Annotated in this window: 15 protein-coding genes; 10 read left to right on the top strand and 5 right to left on the bottom strand. The window is 38.3% G+C overall.

Features of this window, described 5'->3' with window-relative positions; all coding sequences use genetic code 11:
- The first annotated feature begins 2 nt into the window (after positions 1 to 2).
- From LNTAR_RS00615 to LNTAR_RS00605, 3 genes are all read left to right on the top strand, one after another.
- A complete protein-coding gene (locus tag LNTAR_RS00615; RefSeq protein ID WP_007276657.1) occupies positions 3 to 692 on the top strand; it encodes a response regulator in 690 nt (229 codons plus the stop codon).
- On the top strand, positions 689 to 2,458 hold the full coding sequence (locus tag LNTAR_RS00610; protein ID WP_007276656.1) for a sensor histidine kinase: 1,770 nt from the start codon (positions 689 to 691) through the stop codon (positions 2,456 to 2,458). Before LNTAR_RS00615 ends, LNTAR_RS00610 begins: the two co-directional genes overlap by 4 nt.
- A 139-nt stretch (positions 2,459 to 2,597) precedes the next feature.
- Positions 2,598 to 3,290 carry a response regulator gene (locus LNTAR_RS00605; protein ID WP_007276655.1) on the top strand — a complete coding sequence of 231 codons (693 nt, stop codon included), beginning with the start codon at positions 2,598 to 2,600 and terminating at the stop codon, positions 3,288 to 3,290.
- Between the two features lie 71 nt (positions 3,291 to 3,361).
- Here LNTAR_RS00605 and LNTAR_RS00600 read toward each other — a convergent pair whose 3' ends face one another.
- Complete coding sequence (locus LNTAR_RS00600) at positions 3,362 to 4,186, bottom strand: HAD-IIA family hydrolase (protein ID WP_007276654.1); 825 nt, start codon at positions 4,184 to 4,186, stop codon at positions 3,362 to 3,364.
- Positions 4,187 to 4,390: 204 nt separating this feature from the next.
- Between LNTAR_RS00600 and gcvH the strand changes: the two genes are divergently transcribed.
- Genes gcvH through LNTAR_RS00585 form a run of 3 tightly spaced genes read left to right on the top strand, consistent with a single transcriptional unit; the run spans position 4,391 to position 6,961 of the window.
- Positions 4,391 to 4,753 (top strand): glycine cleavage system protein GcvH, encoded by a 363-nt coding sequence (gcvH, locus tag LNTAR_RS00595; RefSeq protein WP_007276653.1) that lies wholly within the window; start codon positions 4,391 to 4,393, stop codon positions 4,751 to 4,753.
- A complete protein-coding gene (locus LNTAR_RS00590) occupies positions 4,753 to 6,051 on the top strand; it encodes an aminopeptidase P family protein (RefSeq protein ID WP_007276652.1) in 1,299 nt (432 codons plus the stop codon). The genes gcvH and LNTAR_RS00590 overlap by 1 nt, the downstream gene beginning before the upstream one ends.
- Before the next feature lies 1 nt (position 6,052).
- Positions 6,053 to 6,961: a hypothetical protein gene (locus LNTAR_RS00585; RefSeq protein WP_007276651.1), complete on the top strand. Its 909-nt coding sequence runs from the start codon at positions 6,053 to 6,055 to the stop codon at positions 6,959 to 6,961.
- A 1-nt stretch (position 6,962) separates the two neighbouring features.
- On the opposite strand, the gene LNTAR_RS00580 is transcribed toward LNTAR_RS00585, so the two are convergent.
- Positions 6,963 to 7,751, bottom strand: coding sequence for a TrmH family RNA methyltransferase (locus tag LNTAR_RS00580; RefSeq protein ID WP_007276650.1), 789 nt, complete (start codon positions 7,749 to 7,751; stop codon positions 6,963 to 6,965).
- 275 nt (positions 7,752 to 8,026) lie between these two features.
- On the opposite strand from LNTAR_RS00580, the gene LNTAR_RS00575 reads away from it, so the two are divergent.
- The gene (locus tag LNTAR_RS00575) at positions 8,027 to 8,572 is read left to right on the top strand and encodes a hypothetical protein (RefSeq protein ID WP_007276649.1); all 546 of its coding nucleotides are present in this window, start codon (positions 8,027 to 8,029) and stop codon (positions 8,570 to 8,572) included.
- On the opposite strand, the gene LNTAR_RS24760 is transcribed toward LNTAR_RS00575, so the two are convergent.
- Together LNTAR_RS24760 and LNTAR_RS00560 are read right to left on the bottom strand one after the other, a co-directional pair.
- Positions 8,559 to 10,994 (bottom strand): TIM-barrel domain-containing protein, encoded by a 2,436-nt coding sequence (locus LNTAR_RS24760; protein ID WP_007276648.1) that lies wholly within the window; start codon positions 10,992 to 10,994, stop codon positions 8,559 to 8,561. The two genes, LNTAR_RS00575 and LNTAR_RS24760, sit on opposite strands and share 14 nt — an antisense overlap.
- 11 nt (positions 10,995 to 11,005) lie before the next feature.
- Positions 11,006 to 11,446, bottom strand: a complete 441-nt coding sequence (locus tag LNTAR_RS00560) for a phosphatase domain-containing putative toxin (RefSeq protein ID WP_007276647.1) — start codon at positions 11,444 to 11,446, stop codon at positions 11,006 to 11,008.
- Between the two features lie 202 nt (positions 11,447 to 11,648).
- Between LNTAR_RS00560 and LNTAR_RS24755 the strand changes: the two genes are divergently transcribed.
- Together LNTAR_RS24755 and LNTAR_RS00545 are read left to right on the top strand one after the other, a co-directional pair.
- Complete coding sequence (locus LNTAR_RS24755) at positions 11,649 to 13,043, top strand: 5'-methylthioadenosine/adenosylhomocysteine nucleosidase (protein ID WP_007276646.1); 1,395 nt, start codon at positions 11,649 to 11,651, stop codon at positions 13,041 to 13,043.
- 159 nt (positions 13,044 to 13,202) lie between these two features.
- Positions 13,203 to 14,360: a serine/threonine protein kinase gene (locus LNTAR_RS00545; RefSeq protein WP_007276645.1), complete on the top strand. Its 1,158-nt coding sequence runs from the start codon at positions 13,203 to 13,205 to the stop codon at positions 14,358 to 14,360.
- Between the two features lie 245 nt (positions 14,361 to 14,605).
- Here the strand turns inward: LNTAR_RS00545 and nhaD are convergent, their stop codons facing one another.
- Positions 14,606 to 16,111, bottom strand: a complete 1,506-nt coding sequence (nhaD, locus tag LNTAR_RS00540; protein ID WP_007276644.1) for a sodium:proton antiporter NhaD — start codon at positions 16,109 to 16,111, stop codon at positions 14,606 to 14,608.
- Between the two features lie 427 nt (positions 16,112 to 16,538).
- Here nhaD and LNTAR_RS00535 point away from each other — a divergent pair, with 427 nt between their 5' ends.
- A complete protein-coding gene (locus LNTAR_RS00535; protein ID WP_007276643.1) occupies positions 16,539 to 17,480 on the top strand; it encodes an adenylate/guanylate cyclase domain-containing protein in 942 nt (313 codons plus the stop codon).
- Positions 17,481 to 17,564 lie beyond the last annotated feature (84 nt).

The raw sequence follows: 17,564 nt of genomic DNA, 5'->3' as shown, positions 1-17,564 counted from the left end.
AGATGGCAAAGCGAGTTTTAGTAGTTGATGATGAGCCCGATATTCAAGAGCTCCTTAAACTGACTTTAGGTAAAGAAGGTTACGACGTCATTTGCACCGGTGATGGTTCAAAGGCAATCAAAATGACTGAAACTCATGCGCCCGACCTCATTATTCTTGATGGCATGCTTCCTGGCATGGATGGCAATGATATTTGTTACCGCTTAAAAAATGATAAATCAACGGCAAATATCCCAATTATTATGTTGAGTGCTCGTACTGATGAAACCGATCAAATCATTGGCATTCGTTTAGGCGCCGATGACTACATCACAAAGCCATTTAGTCCAAAAGTTCTCTCCGCTAAAGTAAGTGCTACAATTAAGCGTGCTGCACAAAATAAAGACCTTAGCCATGATGAAGATATTCTTCGTCATGAAAAACTTGTGATGAATAAGGCTGACTTCTCTATAACTTACGAGGAACAGCCAGTGAAACTGACTGCTGTAGAATATAACCTACTCTATTTCTTGTGTAAAAAGCCAGGTCGCGTTTACACACGTGAAAGAATTCTCGAAGAAATTCGTGGCGATGATGTGATTATCACAGGGAGAACAGTAGATGTTCATATTCTATCCTTAAGACGTAAAATCCCCGGTTTTGAAAGTTATATCGAAACTGTAAGAGGAGTGGGTTACAGAATCAAAGCATGAAGCCAGTCAACACCGCTTCATATATTTATTGGCTGAGTCGTCGTGTTTTCCTATTGTCAATTGTCATACTTTTTGTGTGCTCATTTGTTTTTGAATTACTCCAAAAAGAAACGATTGATCATGAAGAAGAATTAAAAAGTTCAGCCGCTTCTCTTATACTCCAGCAACAAATCTCCCATAAGAGCTCTCAAGCAGATAGAGAATTTCTGTTCTCTCTCTCTAAAAAACTTGATGCTGATGTTCACCTAGTTGACATCAAGGGAAACATGTTGGCATCGAGTACTGCCACGAAGCATCAACTGAGGGACAAACAAGCGATTGAAGAGCTCCTGCAATCGCCTGAGGCTCAAACTTTTTCGTCATATAACAATGAAAATCGCACAGTTTTTGTCCGTTGTTACTTTCCTTTATCGGTGAAAAATGATCAATTCAAAAAAATGATCATCATTGATAAAACCTATGAGATCCCCAATCCATACATAGGCATGGCCTACCAGTCTTTGTTTCGCAGTTTAATTATAAGTGCGATTATCAGCCTGCTCATTGTGGTATCTATTGGCTTACCCACACAGCGCGATTTAATCACTATCAGCAAGACCTTTACCTCTTCAAGTAAAGAGGTGGATAATTATGAGGGTATCCCTCAGTTAATGAAAATTCTCATGTTACAAACAAAGTTCCGCAAGCGCTCAAAAAGCGTCAGAAAGAAACTTAAATTAGAAATTCAATACTGGGAAACATTCTTCAACTCCATTCCGCTCGGTGTAATTATTGTGGATGATGAAAATCGCATCATCAATGCCAATCAATTGAGTTTTGAGTTTTTTAATATTGAAGCCCCGAAAAAAGTAAAGGGGGCTTTCATCATGCAAACATATAAAAGTTCTGAACTTTCACGCCTTTCTAACGATTTTATACATTCCGAATCCACGTATTCAGAAGACAATTTAGATATCTTTCGCAATGCTAAAGAAACTAATATGGTCGTTAAACTGGTGCGAATAAGTCTTGGGAGCCGAAGCAAAGGGTCTCTTATTGTGATCAATGACATTACACGTTTGCGAAAGCTGCAAAATGTAAGAAAAGAGTTTGTCTCTAATGTTTCTCACGAGCTTAAAACTCCTATAACCGTTACAATGGGTTTTTTGGAAGCGATGGAAGATTGCCTCGATGACCCCGATCAAATCAAATATTTCTATAATATTATTAAACGGAATACGCATAGAATTAATGATATCATCCAAGACCTGCTCATTCTTTCTAGGCTGGAAATTGATGAAAAAAATCAGAATTTTGGTTTTATGGAGAAAAACATTGCTCATACCCTTCAGAATATTGTTGCACTAACTTCTGATGAAATAAATAAGAAAAACGTTTCTTTAGTAAGTGGCTTTGAGGATCAAGTTATTGTAGCCAATCACAGTCTAGTTGAGTTAGCTGTCAGAAATCTTCTAGAGAATGCTATACGTTATTCCCACAAAGATGCCCCACTGGTCACTTTATCTTTAGCGGACTCTGAGAACCATTGGATTATTCGAGTCTCTGATAATGGCCCAGGTATACATACTAAATTCCAAGGTCGAATTTTTGAACGTTTCTTCCGTATGGATGAATCACGTGACCGAAATACAGGTGGCTCTGGTTTAGGATTAGCTATTGTTAAACATATTGCCCAACTCCATAATGGGAAAATCCATTTAGATTCTAGCTTGGGCAATGGTTGTACCTTTAGTCTTTACCTGCCAAAAAATCTTCAAAAAAGTTAATTGACCGAAAAAAAATACTCAATAGTACAAAAAATTTAAGTATTCATTTGAATTATTTATTTTTTTTCTGCTCGAAAAACAAAAAGCCTAATCTATTGTTATTATATAGTTTATTCAGTGAATCAGGGAGAAGGTCACTATGAAGAAGAGTATTTTAGTAGTCGAAGATGAACTCGTAACTCAAGAGCTTATTAAGCATGCTCTAATCAATGCGGGTTTTGATGTGAAAATCACTTCAAAAGGTAAAGAAGCTATTCAAATAGCTGAAGATGAACACCCTAGTCTAATTCTTCTTGATGGTATGTTGGACGATATTGATGGCACTGAAGTTTGTCAGGCACTCAAGAAACACATTTCCACCACGAGTATCCCCATCTTTATGTTATCGGTTCGCTCTGATGAAAATCATCAATTAACAGGTCTTGAACTTGGTGCGGATGATTATATCACGAAACCTTTCAATCCAAAGATTCTCGTTGCAAAAATCAATGCAGCTTTCAGACGTGCTCATTTAGATCACACCGACTTTAGTAGTGATGATGTCATTACTCACAAAGGTTTAGTCATGAACTTAGCTGACTTCTCGGTTAAACTCGATGGAAAACTGCTCAATTTAACGCCAGTTGAATACAAGCTCTTATTTTTCCTCTGTAAACACCCTGGACGCGTTTATTCACGTGAAGCAATTCTAGAAAAAATCCGTGGCGAAGATGTTATTATTACAGAGAGAACCGTGGATGTGCACATTCTTTCAATCAGACGTAAAGTTGGTGATTTTGCTCCCAATATCATTACTGTACGAGGTATCGGCTATAAAGTAGCAGAAGAATAAATCTCACAAGATATTTTTTAAAGCCCTAATGAAATTAACTTTCATTAGGGCTTTTTTATTCAGGGAAGTACTTATCCAAAAGTGATGAGATAATCCTCGTCAATGGGTTTATCATCGATGATTTGCTCAAGATCTTCAACTGAGAAGTCTTCTAAGCTATTGATGATTTTATCCGGTAAGAATGAATAGTTTTTCATCTCTTCTTCTGAGGCTCGACCACTCATGACCATAACGCTATAATAGCCTAACTGAATGCCACCATAAATATCGTTCTCCATATGATCGCCAATCATCACCGTAAAAGAGGCGCGCATGCCCAAGAGCTTTCTGGCTGAACGCAGCATCAAGGGGCTTGGCTTTCCTAGGTTAAGAGCCTTTTTATCAGTTTCGTCTTCGAGAAGTTTCACAATAGAACCACAACCACTTCTTAAACCAAAAGCGGTCGCTCTTTGATTATCCATATTAACCGTTACGAGCCTAGCCCCTTCTTTTAAAAATTTTATCGCTTTATCGAGCATGGCTAAGGTATAATCACGCCCTTCCCCGACGATTACATAATGGGGCTTCTCTTCAACTATATTTAAATTGTTCTTTTCGAGAGCTGTAATTAAACCACCACTGCCTAAAACATATACACGCGCTTCACTATTTTGCTGTGCAAGAAAACGGGCTGTTGCCATCGCACTTGTATAGATTTGATCTGTTCTTATAGGCAATCCTAATTCCTTTAAATGTTCCGACATATCGCTACGCCTTTTTAAAGTATTATTACTCAAACACATAAAGGGGATATTCTTTTTCACCAATGTGCTAACAAAATCCTTTGCACCCGCCATCAAACCCAATTGATCACATAAGACTCCGTCTATATCCAAAAGTACACCAAACCGGCTCATATAAGTCTCCTTTACTTAGAATTGTTCCCTGAGCTTTTCTAAAATAATCTACTTAACTCAGTAATTAATCTGCTTTCTATACTATATAGGATTTAAACAAAAATTTCACTTAAAAAACGAAGCCTCTTTCGCTTTCGCATATGGCAGCCCAAAACTTTTGAGTTAAAGTAGAAAAACTATAAATAAAACTAAGATGGAATAAATATGAAATACTTTTCAAAAGATCACGAATGGGTAAGCCTTGAAGGCGATGTTGCAACTGTTGGAATTTCTGTTCACGCTGCAGCTGAACTCGGTGATGTTACTTTCGTTGAACTCCCTGAAACTGATGAAAGCGTAGAAGCTGGTGCAGCTGTCAGCGTTGTTGAATCAGTAAAAGCGGCTTCAGACATCTATGCTCCGATTGGCGGAACTATCACTGAAGTGAACGAAGTTTTAGAAGATGAGCCAGAAATCATCAACGAAGATGCTGAAAATAAAGGTTGGATCTTTAAGCTTAATGGCGTTGATGCTTCCGCACTTGAATCACTAATGACCGCTGATCAATACGCAGAATTCATTAAGTAATGATTCCTAGCTCAGCTCACCTTCGAGCTTGTGCTCAAAACCGCCAAAACCTCCTGGAACTTTACGAGGACGAAGTTCTTGTCATTCCAGGAAATTTTTTGCGCCAAAAAAATTCCGATGTCCACTATGATTTTCGTCAGGACTCGGATTTTTTATATCTTTGTCCCTACTTAGAGCCCGACTCTCTGATCATTTTAGATGCAGCCGACAAGTTATTCACGCTCTTTGTTCCTCCCAAGGACCCACTTAAAGAACTCTGGGATGGTCCACGTTATGGAACTGAAGGAGCCAAAGAAATTTTCCAAGCTGATGAGGCTTATTCTCACAAAGAATTTTCTAAAGTCATTCCTAAACTGACTCGCAATAGAAAAGTCCAAGCACTTTTTCCCAATTTTCTCAGCCCTCTTTTAGACGAACTCAAAATACTTATTGAAACCTATAGCGAGAGCTATAGTACTAATAAACTAAAGACCAAGCTTCACGACTTACGTATCATCAAAAATGAGTTCGACTTAGATTGTATGCGTCAATCAGCTAAGGTCTCATCACAGGCGCACAAACACTTAATGCAAATGGCTCCCAAGTATACTAATGAGAGTCAACTGGAAGCTGAGTTTCGCTATTTTTGTGCTATGAAAAACCAGGCAGATATGGCCTACCCGCCCATTGTTGCTTCTGGCGCCAATGCCACCTGCTTGCACTACATAGTTAACAACAGAGAGTATCAGGACGATGAATGTATTTTAATTGATGCTGGTAGTTCTTATCAAAGTTATGCTGCAGATATCACCAGAGTCTTTCCAGCTAAAGGTAAGTTTAGTCCCGAAGCCAAAGGCCTTTACGAAGCAACTTTACGAGTCCAGAAAAAAGTCCTTTCACGTATCAACACCAAAATCTCTTTATTTGACTTAAATGTCTTAGCCCAAGAACTCTGCTGCCAAGAACTTTGCGATTTAGGCATTATCAAAGAAAGCTTTGATGAAGCAATAGAGAAACAAATCTTTCGAAAATACGTCCCCCATGGAGTTGGTCATCATCTCGGCTTAGATGTTCATGATGTGAGTGATTCGTCCTTTTCCTATAGAAACACAGGGAAAAAATCATCCCTTAGAGATGGCATGGTGATTACCATTGAACCAGGTATTTACATTCCAAAAGATGATCAATCCGTCGATGATAGATGGCGAGGCATTGGCATCCGTATTGAAGATAATATTCACATTAAAGATAGAGATTATGAAAATCTCACACTCTCTTGTCCTAAAGAACTTAATGAAATAGAGGGTCTCCAATCTTGATATGCTAAAGTTGCTTCACATTTCGCTCATATGTTTTGGACTTCTATTCTGTTCCTGTACACAAATAGATGAATCTCCCATAGAAGGTGAAAATTGGCAACATTCTGGTTCACATAAAGATAAGTCTTGGAAGATTGTCAAAAAGGGAGATCAATTACATGTTCTCATCAATGAAAAGGCCTATCAAGTCTACCCTAATATCAAGATCAATGATCTAAGTATCCAAAGATGTGGAATTAGTTCTACAGGCCCCCAAAGCCAAGATCACGGTGTCGCATTACCCGAGAATGGCACGCTTTATCAGCAAAGTCCTTATGCCTATTCTTTTAAAAGAGACTCTGAGCTTCATATCATTACGCTCAGCAAGGAAAAAAATCCTGAAGGGGATCTTTATTTACAGAGTACCTTCAGTATAAATCTCGACAATCATGAAATAACCCTTACAGATACGATTCATAATCCCAGTGAAAAAACAAAAGAAGCGCAATTTTCCTATCTTATTAAATCTGATAGTGATCTACAACTTTTCCAAAACTATGAAATCATCTTTCCTCTTGAAACGCCAGTGAATTCTGATTTGAATAAGTGGAAGAAAACTGATCCGATTGCTGACATGAGTGGATTAAGGTATGATGATAGCGAGCTCATTATAGCTAATAAAAAACTGACGTTTTCCAGTGATGAACTTCAATATATTTCGTATTTAAACTCAAAAACTTTGAGTATGGGAAGTAGTTTTTATCAAAGCCGAGCTCATGAAAGAACACTTGGTCGAGTCGCACTTATTGAACCTTATAGAGACATCACTTTTTTGACAAAAATTAAAGAACTCAAAGATCTACCTAAAGCTAGGAAAGAAGCCTATAAAGAGGACGAGCTAGAAAGTCTTGAGAGTCTCAATATAAAATAATTCAGGCCTTAGTTTTAATCGCCATTTGATACATGAGGATAGCGGCCGCTACACCAACATTAAAACTTTTTATGTCCTCGTCCATTTCAATTTTCACAACACAATCGCAAGCTTCTTGAACTTTTTGGCTTAGCCCTAAGCCTTCGTGTCCCATGAGTAAAACCCATTTATTGGGGACTTCTAGAGTGGATAAATCTATGGCGTGTTGACTGGCTTCGGCTGCTATCACTTGATAGCCTAAGCTTTGTAATTCGGATATGGTATTCAATAAATCATCGTATACCGAAACCTTTAAACGGCTGATATATCCCATAGATACCCGCAAAGCACGTCTACCATATGGGTGTGGACCTTGGCGTGGAACTAAGTAGGACTTGACTCCAAGAGCTGCTGCGCTTCTCGCAATGGTTCCCACATTGTCGTTCTTAGAAAGCTCTGCTAGCATGATGATTTGTTCATCGAGCTGATTAATTTTGTATTCTTCAGGACGAAAGGCGTGCATCATCACCCCGTGGTGAATATTATAACCTGTCACCTTTTTCATCATAGTTTTATCCGCTACGTAAAAATCAACTTTCTGCAAAGCCTCTAGTCTGCTTTGTTCTTCGGCGTAGTAATCTTCTGTGGCTAAGATGCTTTTCACACGAATGCCCGAATCAATAAGTAGATTGACAACTTTGGGGCTATCTGCGATAAAACTATTGTCTGCGGTCACCGCATTATCTCTTAGATGTCGATAGATTTGTAGGGAATCTAATTCAAAATTTTCTACTTTAATTAAGTTGAGCATGACAATTTCAGTTTATTATTTATATGGCTTTGACTATAAAATAGATCATGTTTTTTACAAATATTAAAATTTGATTAATATTCGAGTGGTTTTTATATGCTATAGGCATATATTATCTGTAAGAATTGATCTATAAAAACGAGTATACAAAGTCAAAAAATGAAGCCAACACACCATCACCATAAAAATATATCTTTTAGTCTATTTTTTATCTAAGCCACTATTAAGGCTTTTAAAAATTGAATAAAAGATAACACAATCGTATGGAGAAAATCATGGCTATCATGTTAAAATCAGACTACATAGAAAAAATCAAAAAATCACAACGCGCTTCAATTAATGAAAAAATAAAATATTTAGAAAATGGACTTTCTGAAGCGGAAAATCAGTATGCGGCTATTCATCAATCAATGAAAGCGAATTCCTATGGACTTAAGGGGAATTTATCCCGTTTGTTGAAATCAGCGGATTACTATTCAGCGATCCTCATTAATACTCAAAAAGCAAAAATGGATATTGATGAACTTAAACGAAATAGCAGTGAGCCACTTAATTGCCAAGCTCTATATCTAAGTCGTTGGGAAAAACAGTACTATGAACTGATGCGCAACTATATACGTGCCATCTCACATTCGGTCGACATCATAATTGATCATTTACAGATTTTAGTTCTACAAAAACAAGGCATGGATCACCCTAAAACCTCTCGCAAAAACTATAACTGCAGTCTTAACTATTATTTGGCCTCAAGGCTTACATGTGAAAAAATGGCCGACAAACTGAGTTTATATAAACAAAGCCTTAGCCTTAAAGCAGTGTGAACTCACTTATATTGAGCTTGTTGTTGCTAGACTTCAACAAGCTCTTTTGATATGATAATTGGATCAGTTCTTGCTCACCCTTGAGGTAATCCCAGCCCTCGCCTGAATCAAGGTAAACTAAGCCCTCTGCTTTCCCATTTTGGTTCGGGTTTATGATAAATTCCCAATCATAGTTTTTTTGTTCCTCAACATAGTTGACGGCTTTTCCTAAAGCTAATATTGCTCCTTGGCGTAAATAAACGTTGATGAACTCAGTACACAAAGTAGATAGCTCTTTCCAGTCTCCCTTAGGAAAGCGTTTTGTCTTATCCCATGCAGGGACAATGAGTAAATCATTTCCTAGTAAAAATTTATTTTCTTCCTTGCGTAAACTTTTATTTGCGAGGTCCGCAAAAAAGGCAGGACGCATAATCGGTAAGCCGGTATTTGAAGCCTCCCAGAAAAGTGTATAGAGATAAGGGATTAAACGATAGCGATTATGTAAGGACAAACGACAAGAGTCTTCTGTTGACTGACCGAAAGCCCAAGGTTCTTTACGATTGGTTCCTTTAGATGAATGGCCTCGCATGAATGGATAAAAAGCTCCAATAGCCATCCATTGTTCAAAGAGCTCTGCTTTTGCGTTCCCCGCAAAACCACCTAAATCAGGACCGACAAAGGCTTGCCCAGATAAGCCCATATTTAAACACATGGGTGTCGCCAACTTCAGATGCTTGAGTGTAGATTTATTATCGCCCGTCCAAGTAGCTGCATAACGGTGGCCGCCAAGGTAATTGGCACGCGTTAAGACAAATGGGCGTTTGCCTGGATTAGCCTTAAGCATACCTTCACGCGTCGCCTTGGCCATCAACATCCCATAGACATTATGGTACTTATTATGTGGTCCTGCTTCTAAAGTCTGATGATGAATACTTAAGCCACCCTCATGCATCACTTCATCTGGCACAGTCATTTGAGGTCCTCCACCGAAAACCGCAGGCTCATTCATATCATTCCAAACACCATCGATCCCACAACTCACATACTTAGGGTACAAATCTCTCCACCAATCACTACAGTCTTGACGAGTAAAATCTGGAAATACACAGCGCCCTGGCCACACATTGCCAACAAACATATCTTCATTAGTTATATCATTGAGTGGATGAAAACTTTCACCATTAAGCATGATTTGTTCTAGCGAATAATCTTGATTTGGGTCAGAGCTATAACTAAGCTTTATATAGCGCGCTTGAGTTTGCTTATGCGATGGGAGTGAATGTTTACCACCTGAAATAAAGCCTTTTCCTTGCCCCAATAAAAACCACTTTACCTTATCTAGGGAATGATGAATCGTGTAGTCTAAGGGAAAACTCTTTTGCCAATAAAGTTCTACACTCAAAATCTCACTACTTGCATTTAAATCTAAAATAATAGAGGGCTTTTGATCATAAGTTGAAGCCTGCCAAGCTGTGCTCATTTTACCATCGATAAGCTTGTGTCCATCTTGAGAATTTGAACTTAAGTCTAAATCAATTTTGATATCATGGTGAGAACCTTGTGGAGTGTCGCTATATTTGAGATACAGGTTTTGTTGCTTAATCTCCTCATAAATATTATAGCCCTCTTCAACTTTAACTCCTGGATCAATCATCCAAACTGTTTTAAAGTTGTGCTTGTGTGCATAAGTATTCATGCGCTTTGGATCTGGAAACGCTTTGGAGTCAAAGGTGAATACTTTGAAATGATCCATGTAATCAATATCAAACCACACCACGTCGCAGGGTAGTTGTCGCAAACGAAAATCATCTATAATAGATTTCATTTCATCTTCATTCTCATATGAATAACGACACTGTTGGTAACCGAGTGCCCATTTAGGAGGTAGGGTCATTTTGCCAATAAGTTCGGCTAATAGTTTGAGGACTTCACTCGGCGTCTCGCCTTTTAAGACCAAGATGCGGTGAGATTCACCTTCAAATTCAAAAGCGAGCTGATTCCCTCTGAGGTCTATTTCGCCTCGATAAGTACTATCTGCTAAAAAGCCATAGCTCACGCCATCTGGACCCACGGCCATAATCCATGGATGAGCTTGATATAAATTCTGCCCCTGTTCATACATGAAGTTATCACGGTTGTACACAGGTAAAACTTCACCATTTTTCCTTAGCTTACCAAGTTGCTCCCCTCCACCATAAAAATCATAGCCATTTAAACCTTTAAATTCGCTGCGTTGGCGAACAGGGAAAGTCCCTTCTTCGTTAACAAGTGGCATTGATAAGTAAGCTGCTCGCGAGTTCGAAAACACAGGTGTAAAAGTAAAGTCTTCACTTAAATCTTTATAGTAAGTAATATCTTTCTCTATTGCCAAAGAACTCCCATAAGCACAATTTTCGCTCGGAGCAAAAACTGCGACATTATCTGTGTAGAGAAAGCAAAACATAGGATTAATTTTTAATCAAAGACGAGCTGGCTTAAAAACTCTTCTTGAGTTTTCGTGGCTACTGCACGTGGATTAATGGCCCGCATAAACTGTAAAACTTCTTCAGCTGATTTTCCTTTGGAAATGTAATAAGCTGCTAACATAGTTCCCGCACGGCCATTGCCACCCTTGCAGTGTACCGCAAGTGACAAGCCATCTTCGAGAGTTTGATCAACGAAGTTAATAAAATCTTTGACTTGTTCTAGGGATGGCGCTTCATCATCGACGACTGGCGACCAAAAGTACTCGATGCCATGCTCTTCATACTCAGCTAAATTATCACGTCCTTCTAAAAAAGAAGCAATAGCGCCAAGGCCAGATGCTTTTAATTGTGCAATATCTTCTACTGGTGGCTTTGGCATACCGCCAAGTTTTCCATCTGCTAACCACCAGATTTTTTCATAATGAGACATAGTTAAATCCTTCTTGTCATGTTTAGTTCACTAGAAATTATAGTGCCCAACTCACTTGGCTATTCACTAAGACACAGAAAGCATTTTTTTAATGAGATTTCAACAATTAGATAATAAAAGGAAATTAAAAGCGTTTGAACTTTTTCCCTTTTTAAAAATGAGCCTATTATAGACAAATATCATAAAATATCAGGATTCAATTATGTCTCTAGATCAAGTCAGAATCGCCATCATTGGTGCTTTGCCCGAAGAACTGGAAAAACTTAAACCTCAACTTGGTTCAGCAAAGTCGATCAATCATGGGCCTTTTCAATATGAAGAATGTTCCTATAAAAACATTAACTGCCTCTTAGCTCTATCTGGTATAGGCAAAGTCCAAGCAGCAATGCTCGTTCAACATATAGCAGACATTTGGAAACCGGACTACTTCATTTTTACTGGTGTGGCAGGCGCCTTGAATGAAGAATATGATACGGGAGATGTGGTCATTGGTACGGAATTTATTCAACATGATCTAGAATTGAATGCATTAGGTTTTGAGCGAGGTGAAATACCTTATACAAAAGAAAAGGTTTTTCATGCCTGTGACTTTTTGTGCAATATGGCAGAAAGCTTTCACACAGAGAATCACAAGACTTTCAAAGGCCGCATTTTAACTGGTGACCAATTCATCACACATGAACACGTGAAGCCTTACTTCACAGAAGAACTTGCAGGCGATGCCGTCGAAATGGAAGGCGCGGCTTTAGCTTTCGTGGCTTCTCGCCATAAAATCCCTTTTCTCGTTATTCGGACAATCTCAGATCGTGCCGATGGTAACGCCGCTTGCGATTTTAATACACTTTTGCCCTTAGTTGCTGAAAACTCCTGTTATATGGTTAAACACATCCTCGACTCTATTGTCGAAAACAGTGAAGTCCCCCAACGTTACGACAATGTCCTTAACGATATTGCGGAGTCCGCAAAAAAACATCAAAGAGACATGACTGATATTCAATTATTAACTGTCACTAAGAATCATCCCGCCGATAAAATTTTTGCCCTTTATAAACATGGTCAAAATGAATTTGCTGAGAATCGTGTGCAGGAGCTTTTAACAAAAGCGGAAAGCTTGCCCCAAGATATTCACTGGCACCTCATTGGGCCCTTGCAGTCCAATAAAGTGAGACAGGCCGTCAAAGTGGCTAAAACTATCCATTCAGTTGACAATACTTCCCTAGCGAAACGCATCGATCGCATTGCTGAAGAAGAAGGCAAACAGATCGATATTTTCATTCAGCTCAACTTAACAGGAGAAATTCAAAAAAGCGGGATCAGTACCCTTTCTCTAGAAAAGCTCCTCATCTCTTGCTCAGAACTCAAAAACATTAACTTAATTGGTTTAATGACCATGGGGCCTTTGAGTGCGAGTAAAGAAGAAAACTTAAAAGTGTTTAAAGAGTTAAAAGAACAAAGTGTCGAACATAGCAAGTATTTCGAAAATGATGTGAAATTGAGTATGGGCATGTCGGGCGATTTTGATGAAGCTATCGAATGTGGATCTCATATTTTACGCATTGGTAGCGCTATTATGGGCACTCGAACTTATGAGACATAAAGTTTACTTTATTAAATCGCTCAGATCTAAACAATCATTTTATACATAAAAATGCTTAATCACCACCTTTTTTAGACCTAAGCTAGCTTATGCTTAATAGTTTTTTTCTTAAATCATGCTAGAATTTAAAGGTATTAAAATAGTCATTTGGAAATGGATATGCTCATAAAAGTATCATGCCCCGCATGTGCCGAAGTATTTGCCGCCGATAGTGCGGAATGTGGTCACTCAGTGAACTGCCCTAGTTGTTCTTCTGAGTTTCAAATACCTCTTCAAGGTGAATTGGAAGTTGGAAATATAATCGACGATCATATTATTAAGGAATTTATTGGTAAAGGATCAATGGGTTTTGTGTTCTTAGCTGAACACTTATTAATGAATCGTCAGGTCGCTTTAAAAACTATTAGTCCTGATCAACTACATACAGAAGGTACCGTTGATTTATTTATCAAAGAGGTACAAAACTCGGCTGCGCTTCAACACCCCAACATTGTCACGACCTACAATGCAGGTTGCAAAAATAACATTTTCTTTATCACCATGCAGTACGTCGATGGACATGACCTATCTGATGTTGTTAATGAAAACAAAACTTTAGATGAAAAAGGTGCTTTAACACTCGTTAAAGAAATTGCTCAAGCACTTTCCTATGCTTGGAATGACCACAATATGATTCACCGCGATATAAAACCAGAAAACATTCGTTGCAATAGCAAGGGACGTTATTTGGTAATGGATTTTGGCCTCGCTATGCAAGGTGGTGTCGATGATTCCGGTTATATCAATGGTACTCCAGATTTCATGAGTCCTGAACAAGCCACGATGAAAGAAGTCGATTTCCATACGGACATGTACTCTTTGGGCTTAGTAATGATTTATGCTCTAAGTGGCAAAAGGATTTACCAAGGAACGCCTCAGGAAGTCCTCCAGATGCAGGTTTCCTCACCTATCCCTAGTCTTGAGGAATTGGCACCCAATAAAAGTTTCTCAAGTAAGATCCATACTATTATAGGTAAAATGACCGCCAAGAACCCAGACGATCGTTACGAGAGTTGGGAAAAACTTATGCTACTTCTCGATAAAGCACTCGGTAGTGAAGGTTCTGCCAAAGCTGCGTCCAAACCTGCTCCCGAGAAGAAAAAGAATGCGATCAAAGCAAATAAAGCAACTGTGCAACACACTGCTGCTGCCAATAAAACTATTCGAAGACAAAATAGCGGTCTAGGTTTTGCTATCTATACCTTCTTCTGCTTTATGGTGCTTATGTGCTACCTCTACTACATCGGTCGCATACCTGATTTCCTGAACTTACTTTAAGACAAGATAATTTATGATGACCTGGGAATACAGGTCATTTTTTTTTCTCAGTTTAAGCAAATATCGAACAGTGCAAGTAAAAGCATAATTCTCTACATAGGGCTCTATAGAACCCTACAGTTCACGAATATGGTTCCTATAGTGCTTATTAAAAAACTGGATCATAACTCCCATTTTCAAATTTACTTATATCGAATATTTTAATAAGCTATCAAAAATAAAAGCAAGTATTAGGCACTAAAGCCTCATCCAGGGTAATTAATTAAATAATGTGTGTAGACTGCTGCAGCATAACCGATGACAATAACCCAAGAATACTTGAGGTGAGCCATGAAGGTATATTCACCCCGAGCTACACCCATGAGCCCTACACCAGCGGCAGAACCTAAAGCTAATACTGAACCACCCACACCTGCCGTTAAGGTGATCATTAGCCACTGATAATGGCTCATAGTCGGATCCATTTTCAAGACACCGAACATCATTGGGATATTATCAATGACTGCTGATAGAAGTCCTGCAATCACGTTAGCCATTGTTTTATCTTCTGCTGCGTACATCACAGAAGCCAATTTGTCGATGTAGCCAATGTAGGCTAAACCACCAATACAGAAAATGACGCCGAAGAAAAAGAAGAGTGTATCAAATTCAGTTTTCTCAATGTATTTAAAAACATTAATCTCAGGCTGACCATTGTGCTTTTCGCGGTTTCTAACAATCTGTGTGTAGTTATAAATGAGTAAGAAAGACATACCTGTCATCATGCCTAAGAAAGGAGGCATGTGGAACATGTTGTGGAGGGTCACTGACAATGCCACTGTTACTAAGAATAGAAGACTAACGGTTTTAGCACCATAATAGACTTTAACTTCTTCTTTGAGTGGCTCTGGTTTTTCTTTAGGAACGAAAAAATAAAGAATTGCGGCGGGAATGATAAAATTAACCACTGCAGGGAAAAAGAGAGCAAAGAATTCAAAGAAAGTAACCTTACCTGCTTGCCATACCATAAGCGTAGTAATATCACCAAATGGTGAGAATGCTCCGCCTGAATTCGCGGCAACAACAATATTGACGAATGCGGGAACTAAAAACTTTTTATTGCCGTCCGCCATACGAGAAACCACTGTGCCCATAATCAAGGCTGTAGTAAGGTTATCGGCAATCGGCGAGAGAAAGAAGGAAATGATACCCGTAATCCAAAATAACTGTCTAAAGCTGTAACCTTTACCTACTAGGTAGGCACGTAGTACGCGGAATACACCGCGTTCTTCCATGGTGAGAATAAAAGTCATTGCCACAAAGAGGAAGAAGAACAACTCGGCAAACTCGATTAAGAGGTGTTTGATTTCTTTGTTATAGTGGAAAAAGGCTTCTTCTCTCTCTGTCTTAACAACTTCTTTTTCAACATGATCATGTGAGTTTTCTTCTACATGCTCTGTCGTGATTTCTTTAGTGATTTCTGGAGGATTTGCCTGATTATCTACACTTTCGCTTGAAGCCACCAATTGCACCTGCTCAACTGAAGCTGATTGGACTGGAGTATCATCAGTCTGAGTATAAATAATCATACCTACGATGATCCAAATTAGACCAGCAGCTAACATAACAGGTTTTGACTTCTTCATGTGAAGCATTTCTTCAAAGATCACACATGCATAAGAGAGCACAAAAACAGCTATCGCTAAATAGCCTAAGGGGTGGTCTGTGGCGTTCAGTCCAGAAGAACTCGCCAAGAACAATGAGTTAATCATTTTTATACCTAATACTTTATAATTATCCGAGGACTATAAAGCCATATAGTTATGCGTCTTGTCTAAATAGTTTTTTTTTACAATATTTTTGAAACAGCCTATTTTTCATGGCTTTAGAGATTCTAAAATTCTTGTAATAAAGATTCCAAAAACAACGTATTATGATACATAAATATGAACTCTAACTATTGCCCCATATTTTCATTAGGAATTATTGATTTTAAGAAAAAATTATATATTTATGCTAATCATTCACACTTAAAAAGTATAAAATCTTAAATATCTATCTTGTGTTAAACCACTAAGAAAATTTCATTATTCTTTAAATACAAAAAAAATGACTAATTTCATATATTAAAGATCAATTTAATCTGGAGATAATTGGCTTAATGTGTGCATTAGGGATGAACATAAGGTATATTTTTGTATGACTTCATTTGTAGAAATTTTTAATAGCGATCAATCTTCGCAAAAAGTTCCTTGTCTTCCTATAACTCCTATAGGAAGAGATTCGACTAATGTTGTTCAACTCTCTGACCCATTATGCTCACGTAATCACGCCGTAATTAATTACGTTGGTAAAGATAATTACTACCTTATTGACATGGGCAGTCGCAATGGGGTCTATCTCAACAATCAGAGAGTCATTAATCCTACACTACTTTCTGATCAAGATACTGTGACTATCGGTACTACAAAAATAATTTTTCACAAGCATAAAAATGCTCCAACTGGTGATATTGATTCATACGACTATGGAGAGGTTAAGCTTAATTCGGAAATACGTTCAGTGATTATTTTAGTTGCCGATATACGAAACTTCACACAAATGTCTGAGACTCTTCCTATTGAAACACTTACCAAGGCCATGACTTATTGGTTCAAAGCAACTCGAAATATCATTGAAAGAAATTTTGGAGTCGTCGATAAGTTTATTGGAGATTGCGTTCTCGCAAAGTGGGAACTTAAACGTCCCGACCCAGCTGCAGTACCCCTCATTTTAGATGCTGCTTATGATATTCATCAATTAACCAAAACCTTGCCCAAAATCCATCCAGGAATTCCAAAGGATATCGATATAGGCTGTGGGATTAACATGGGATCGGTAGCTATGAGTGAAAACACTATTTTGGGCGATGTGGTGAACACGGCATTTCGTCTCGAAGAAGCTTCAAAAACTCTTCATGGAAACGTTGTCATGTGTCAGAGTTTTTATTCTCTACGTGATTCAGAAGCTCTCAAACGGGAATACAAAATTGCGGTTAAAGGTAAAACACGCCGTCTCATGGTCTCATCCATGTCCTTCGATGAATTAGCTAACTGGCTTAAAGAAACACCCAACCCTTTCCGACCTGTGGCAAAGAGTTAAGTTATCTTCCTTTGTACTTTCTGACTAAATTTAGAATCAAGTCTTTTTACTTATAAAGAAACGACCTCGAAAATAACATCATAG

Source organism: Lentisphaera araneosa HTCC2155 (assembly GCF_000170755.1).
GTDB classification, from domain to species: domain Bacteria; phylum Verrucomicrobiota; class Lentisphaeria; order Lentisphaerales; family Lentisphaeraceae; genus Lentisphaera; species Lentisphaera araneosa.
Note: the sequence above shows the minus strand (reverse complement) of the source record. Positions and strands in the feature narration are given on the sequence as shown.

Coding starts and splice junctions, on each gene's coding strand:
- gcvH (WP_007276653.1), top strand. CDS start 4,391: ATGAAATACTTTTCAAAAGATCACGAATGGGTAAGCCTTGAAGGCGAT.
- LNTAR_RS00590 (WP_007276652.1), top strand. CDS start 4,753: ATGATTCCTAGCTCAGCTCACCTTCGAGCTTGTGCTCAAAACCGCCAA.
- LNTAR_RS00610 (WP_007276656.1), top strand. CDS start 689: ATGAAGCCAGTCAACACCGCTTCATATATTTATTGGCTGAGTCGTCGT.
- nhaD (WP_007276644.1), bottom strand. CDS start 16,111: ATGATTAACTCATTGTTCTTGGCGAGTTCTTCTGGACTGAACGCCACA.
- LNTAR_RS00575 (WP_007276649.1), top strand. CDS start 8,027: ATGGCTATCATGTTAAAATCAGACTACATAGAAAAAATCAAAAAATCA.
- LNTAR_RS00535 (WP_007276643.1), top strand. CDS start 16,539: ATGACTTCATTTGTAGAAATTTTTAATAGCGATCAATCTTCGCAAAAA.
- LNTAR_RS00545 (WP_007276645.1), top strand. CDS start 13,203: ATGCTCATAAAAGTATCATGCCCCGCATGTGCCGAAGTATTTGCCGCC.
- LNTAR_RS00605 (WP_007276655.1), top strand. CDS start 2,598: ATGAAGAAGAGTATTTTAGTAGTCGAAGATGAACTCGTAACTCAAGAG.
- LNTAR_RS24755 (WP_007276646.1), top strand. CDS start 11,649: ATGTCTCTAGATCAAGTCAGAATCGCCATCATTGGTGCTTTGCCCGAA.
- LNTAR_RS00600 (WP_007276654.1), bottom strand. CDS start 4,186: ATGAGCCGGTTTGGTGTACTTTTGGATATAGACGGAGTCTTATGTGAT.
- LNTAR_RS24760 (WP_007276648.1), bottom strand. CDS start 10,994: ATGTTTTGCTTTCTCTACACAGATAATGTCGCAGTTTTTGCTCCGAGC.
- LNTAR_RS00585 (WP_007276651.1), top strand. CDS start 6,053: ATGCTAAAGTTGCTTCACATTTCGCTCATATGTTTTGGACTTCTATTC.
- LNTAR_RS00615 (WP_007276657.1), top strand. CDS start 3: ATGGCAAAGCGAGTTTTAGTAGTTGATGATGAGCCCGATATTCAAGAG.
- LNTAR_RS00560 (WP_007276647.1), bottom strand. CDS start 11,446: ATGTCTCATTATGAAAAAATCTGGTGGTTAGCAGATGGAAAACTTGGC.
- LNTAR_RS00580 (WP_007276650.1), bottom strand. CDS start 7,751: ATGCTCAACTTAATTAAAGTAGAAAATTTTGAATTAGATTCCCTACAA.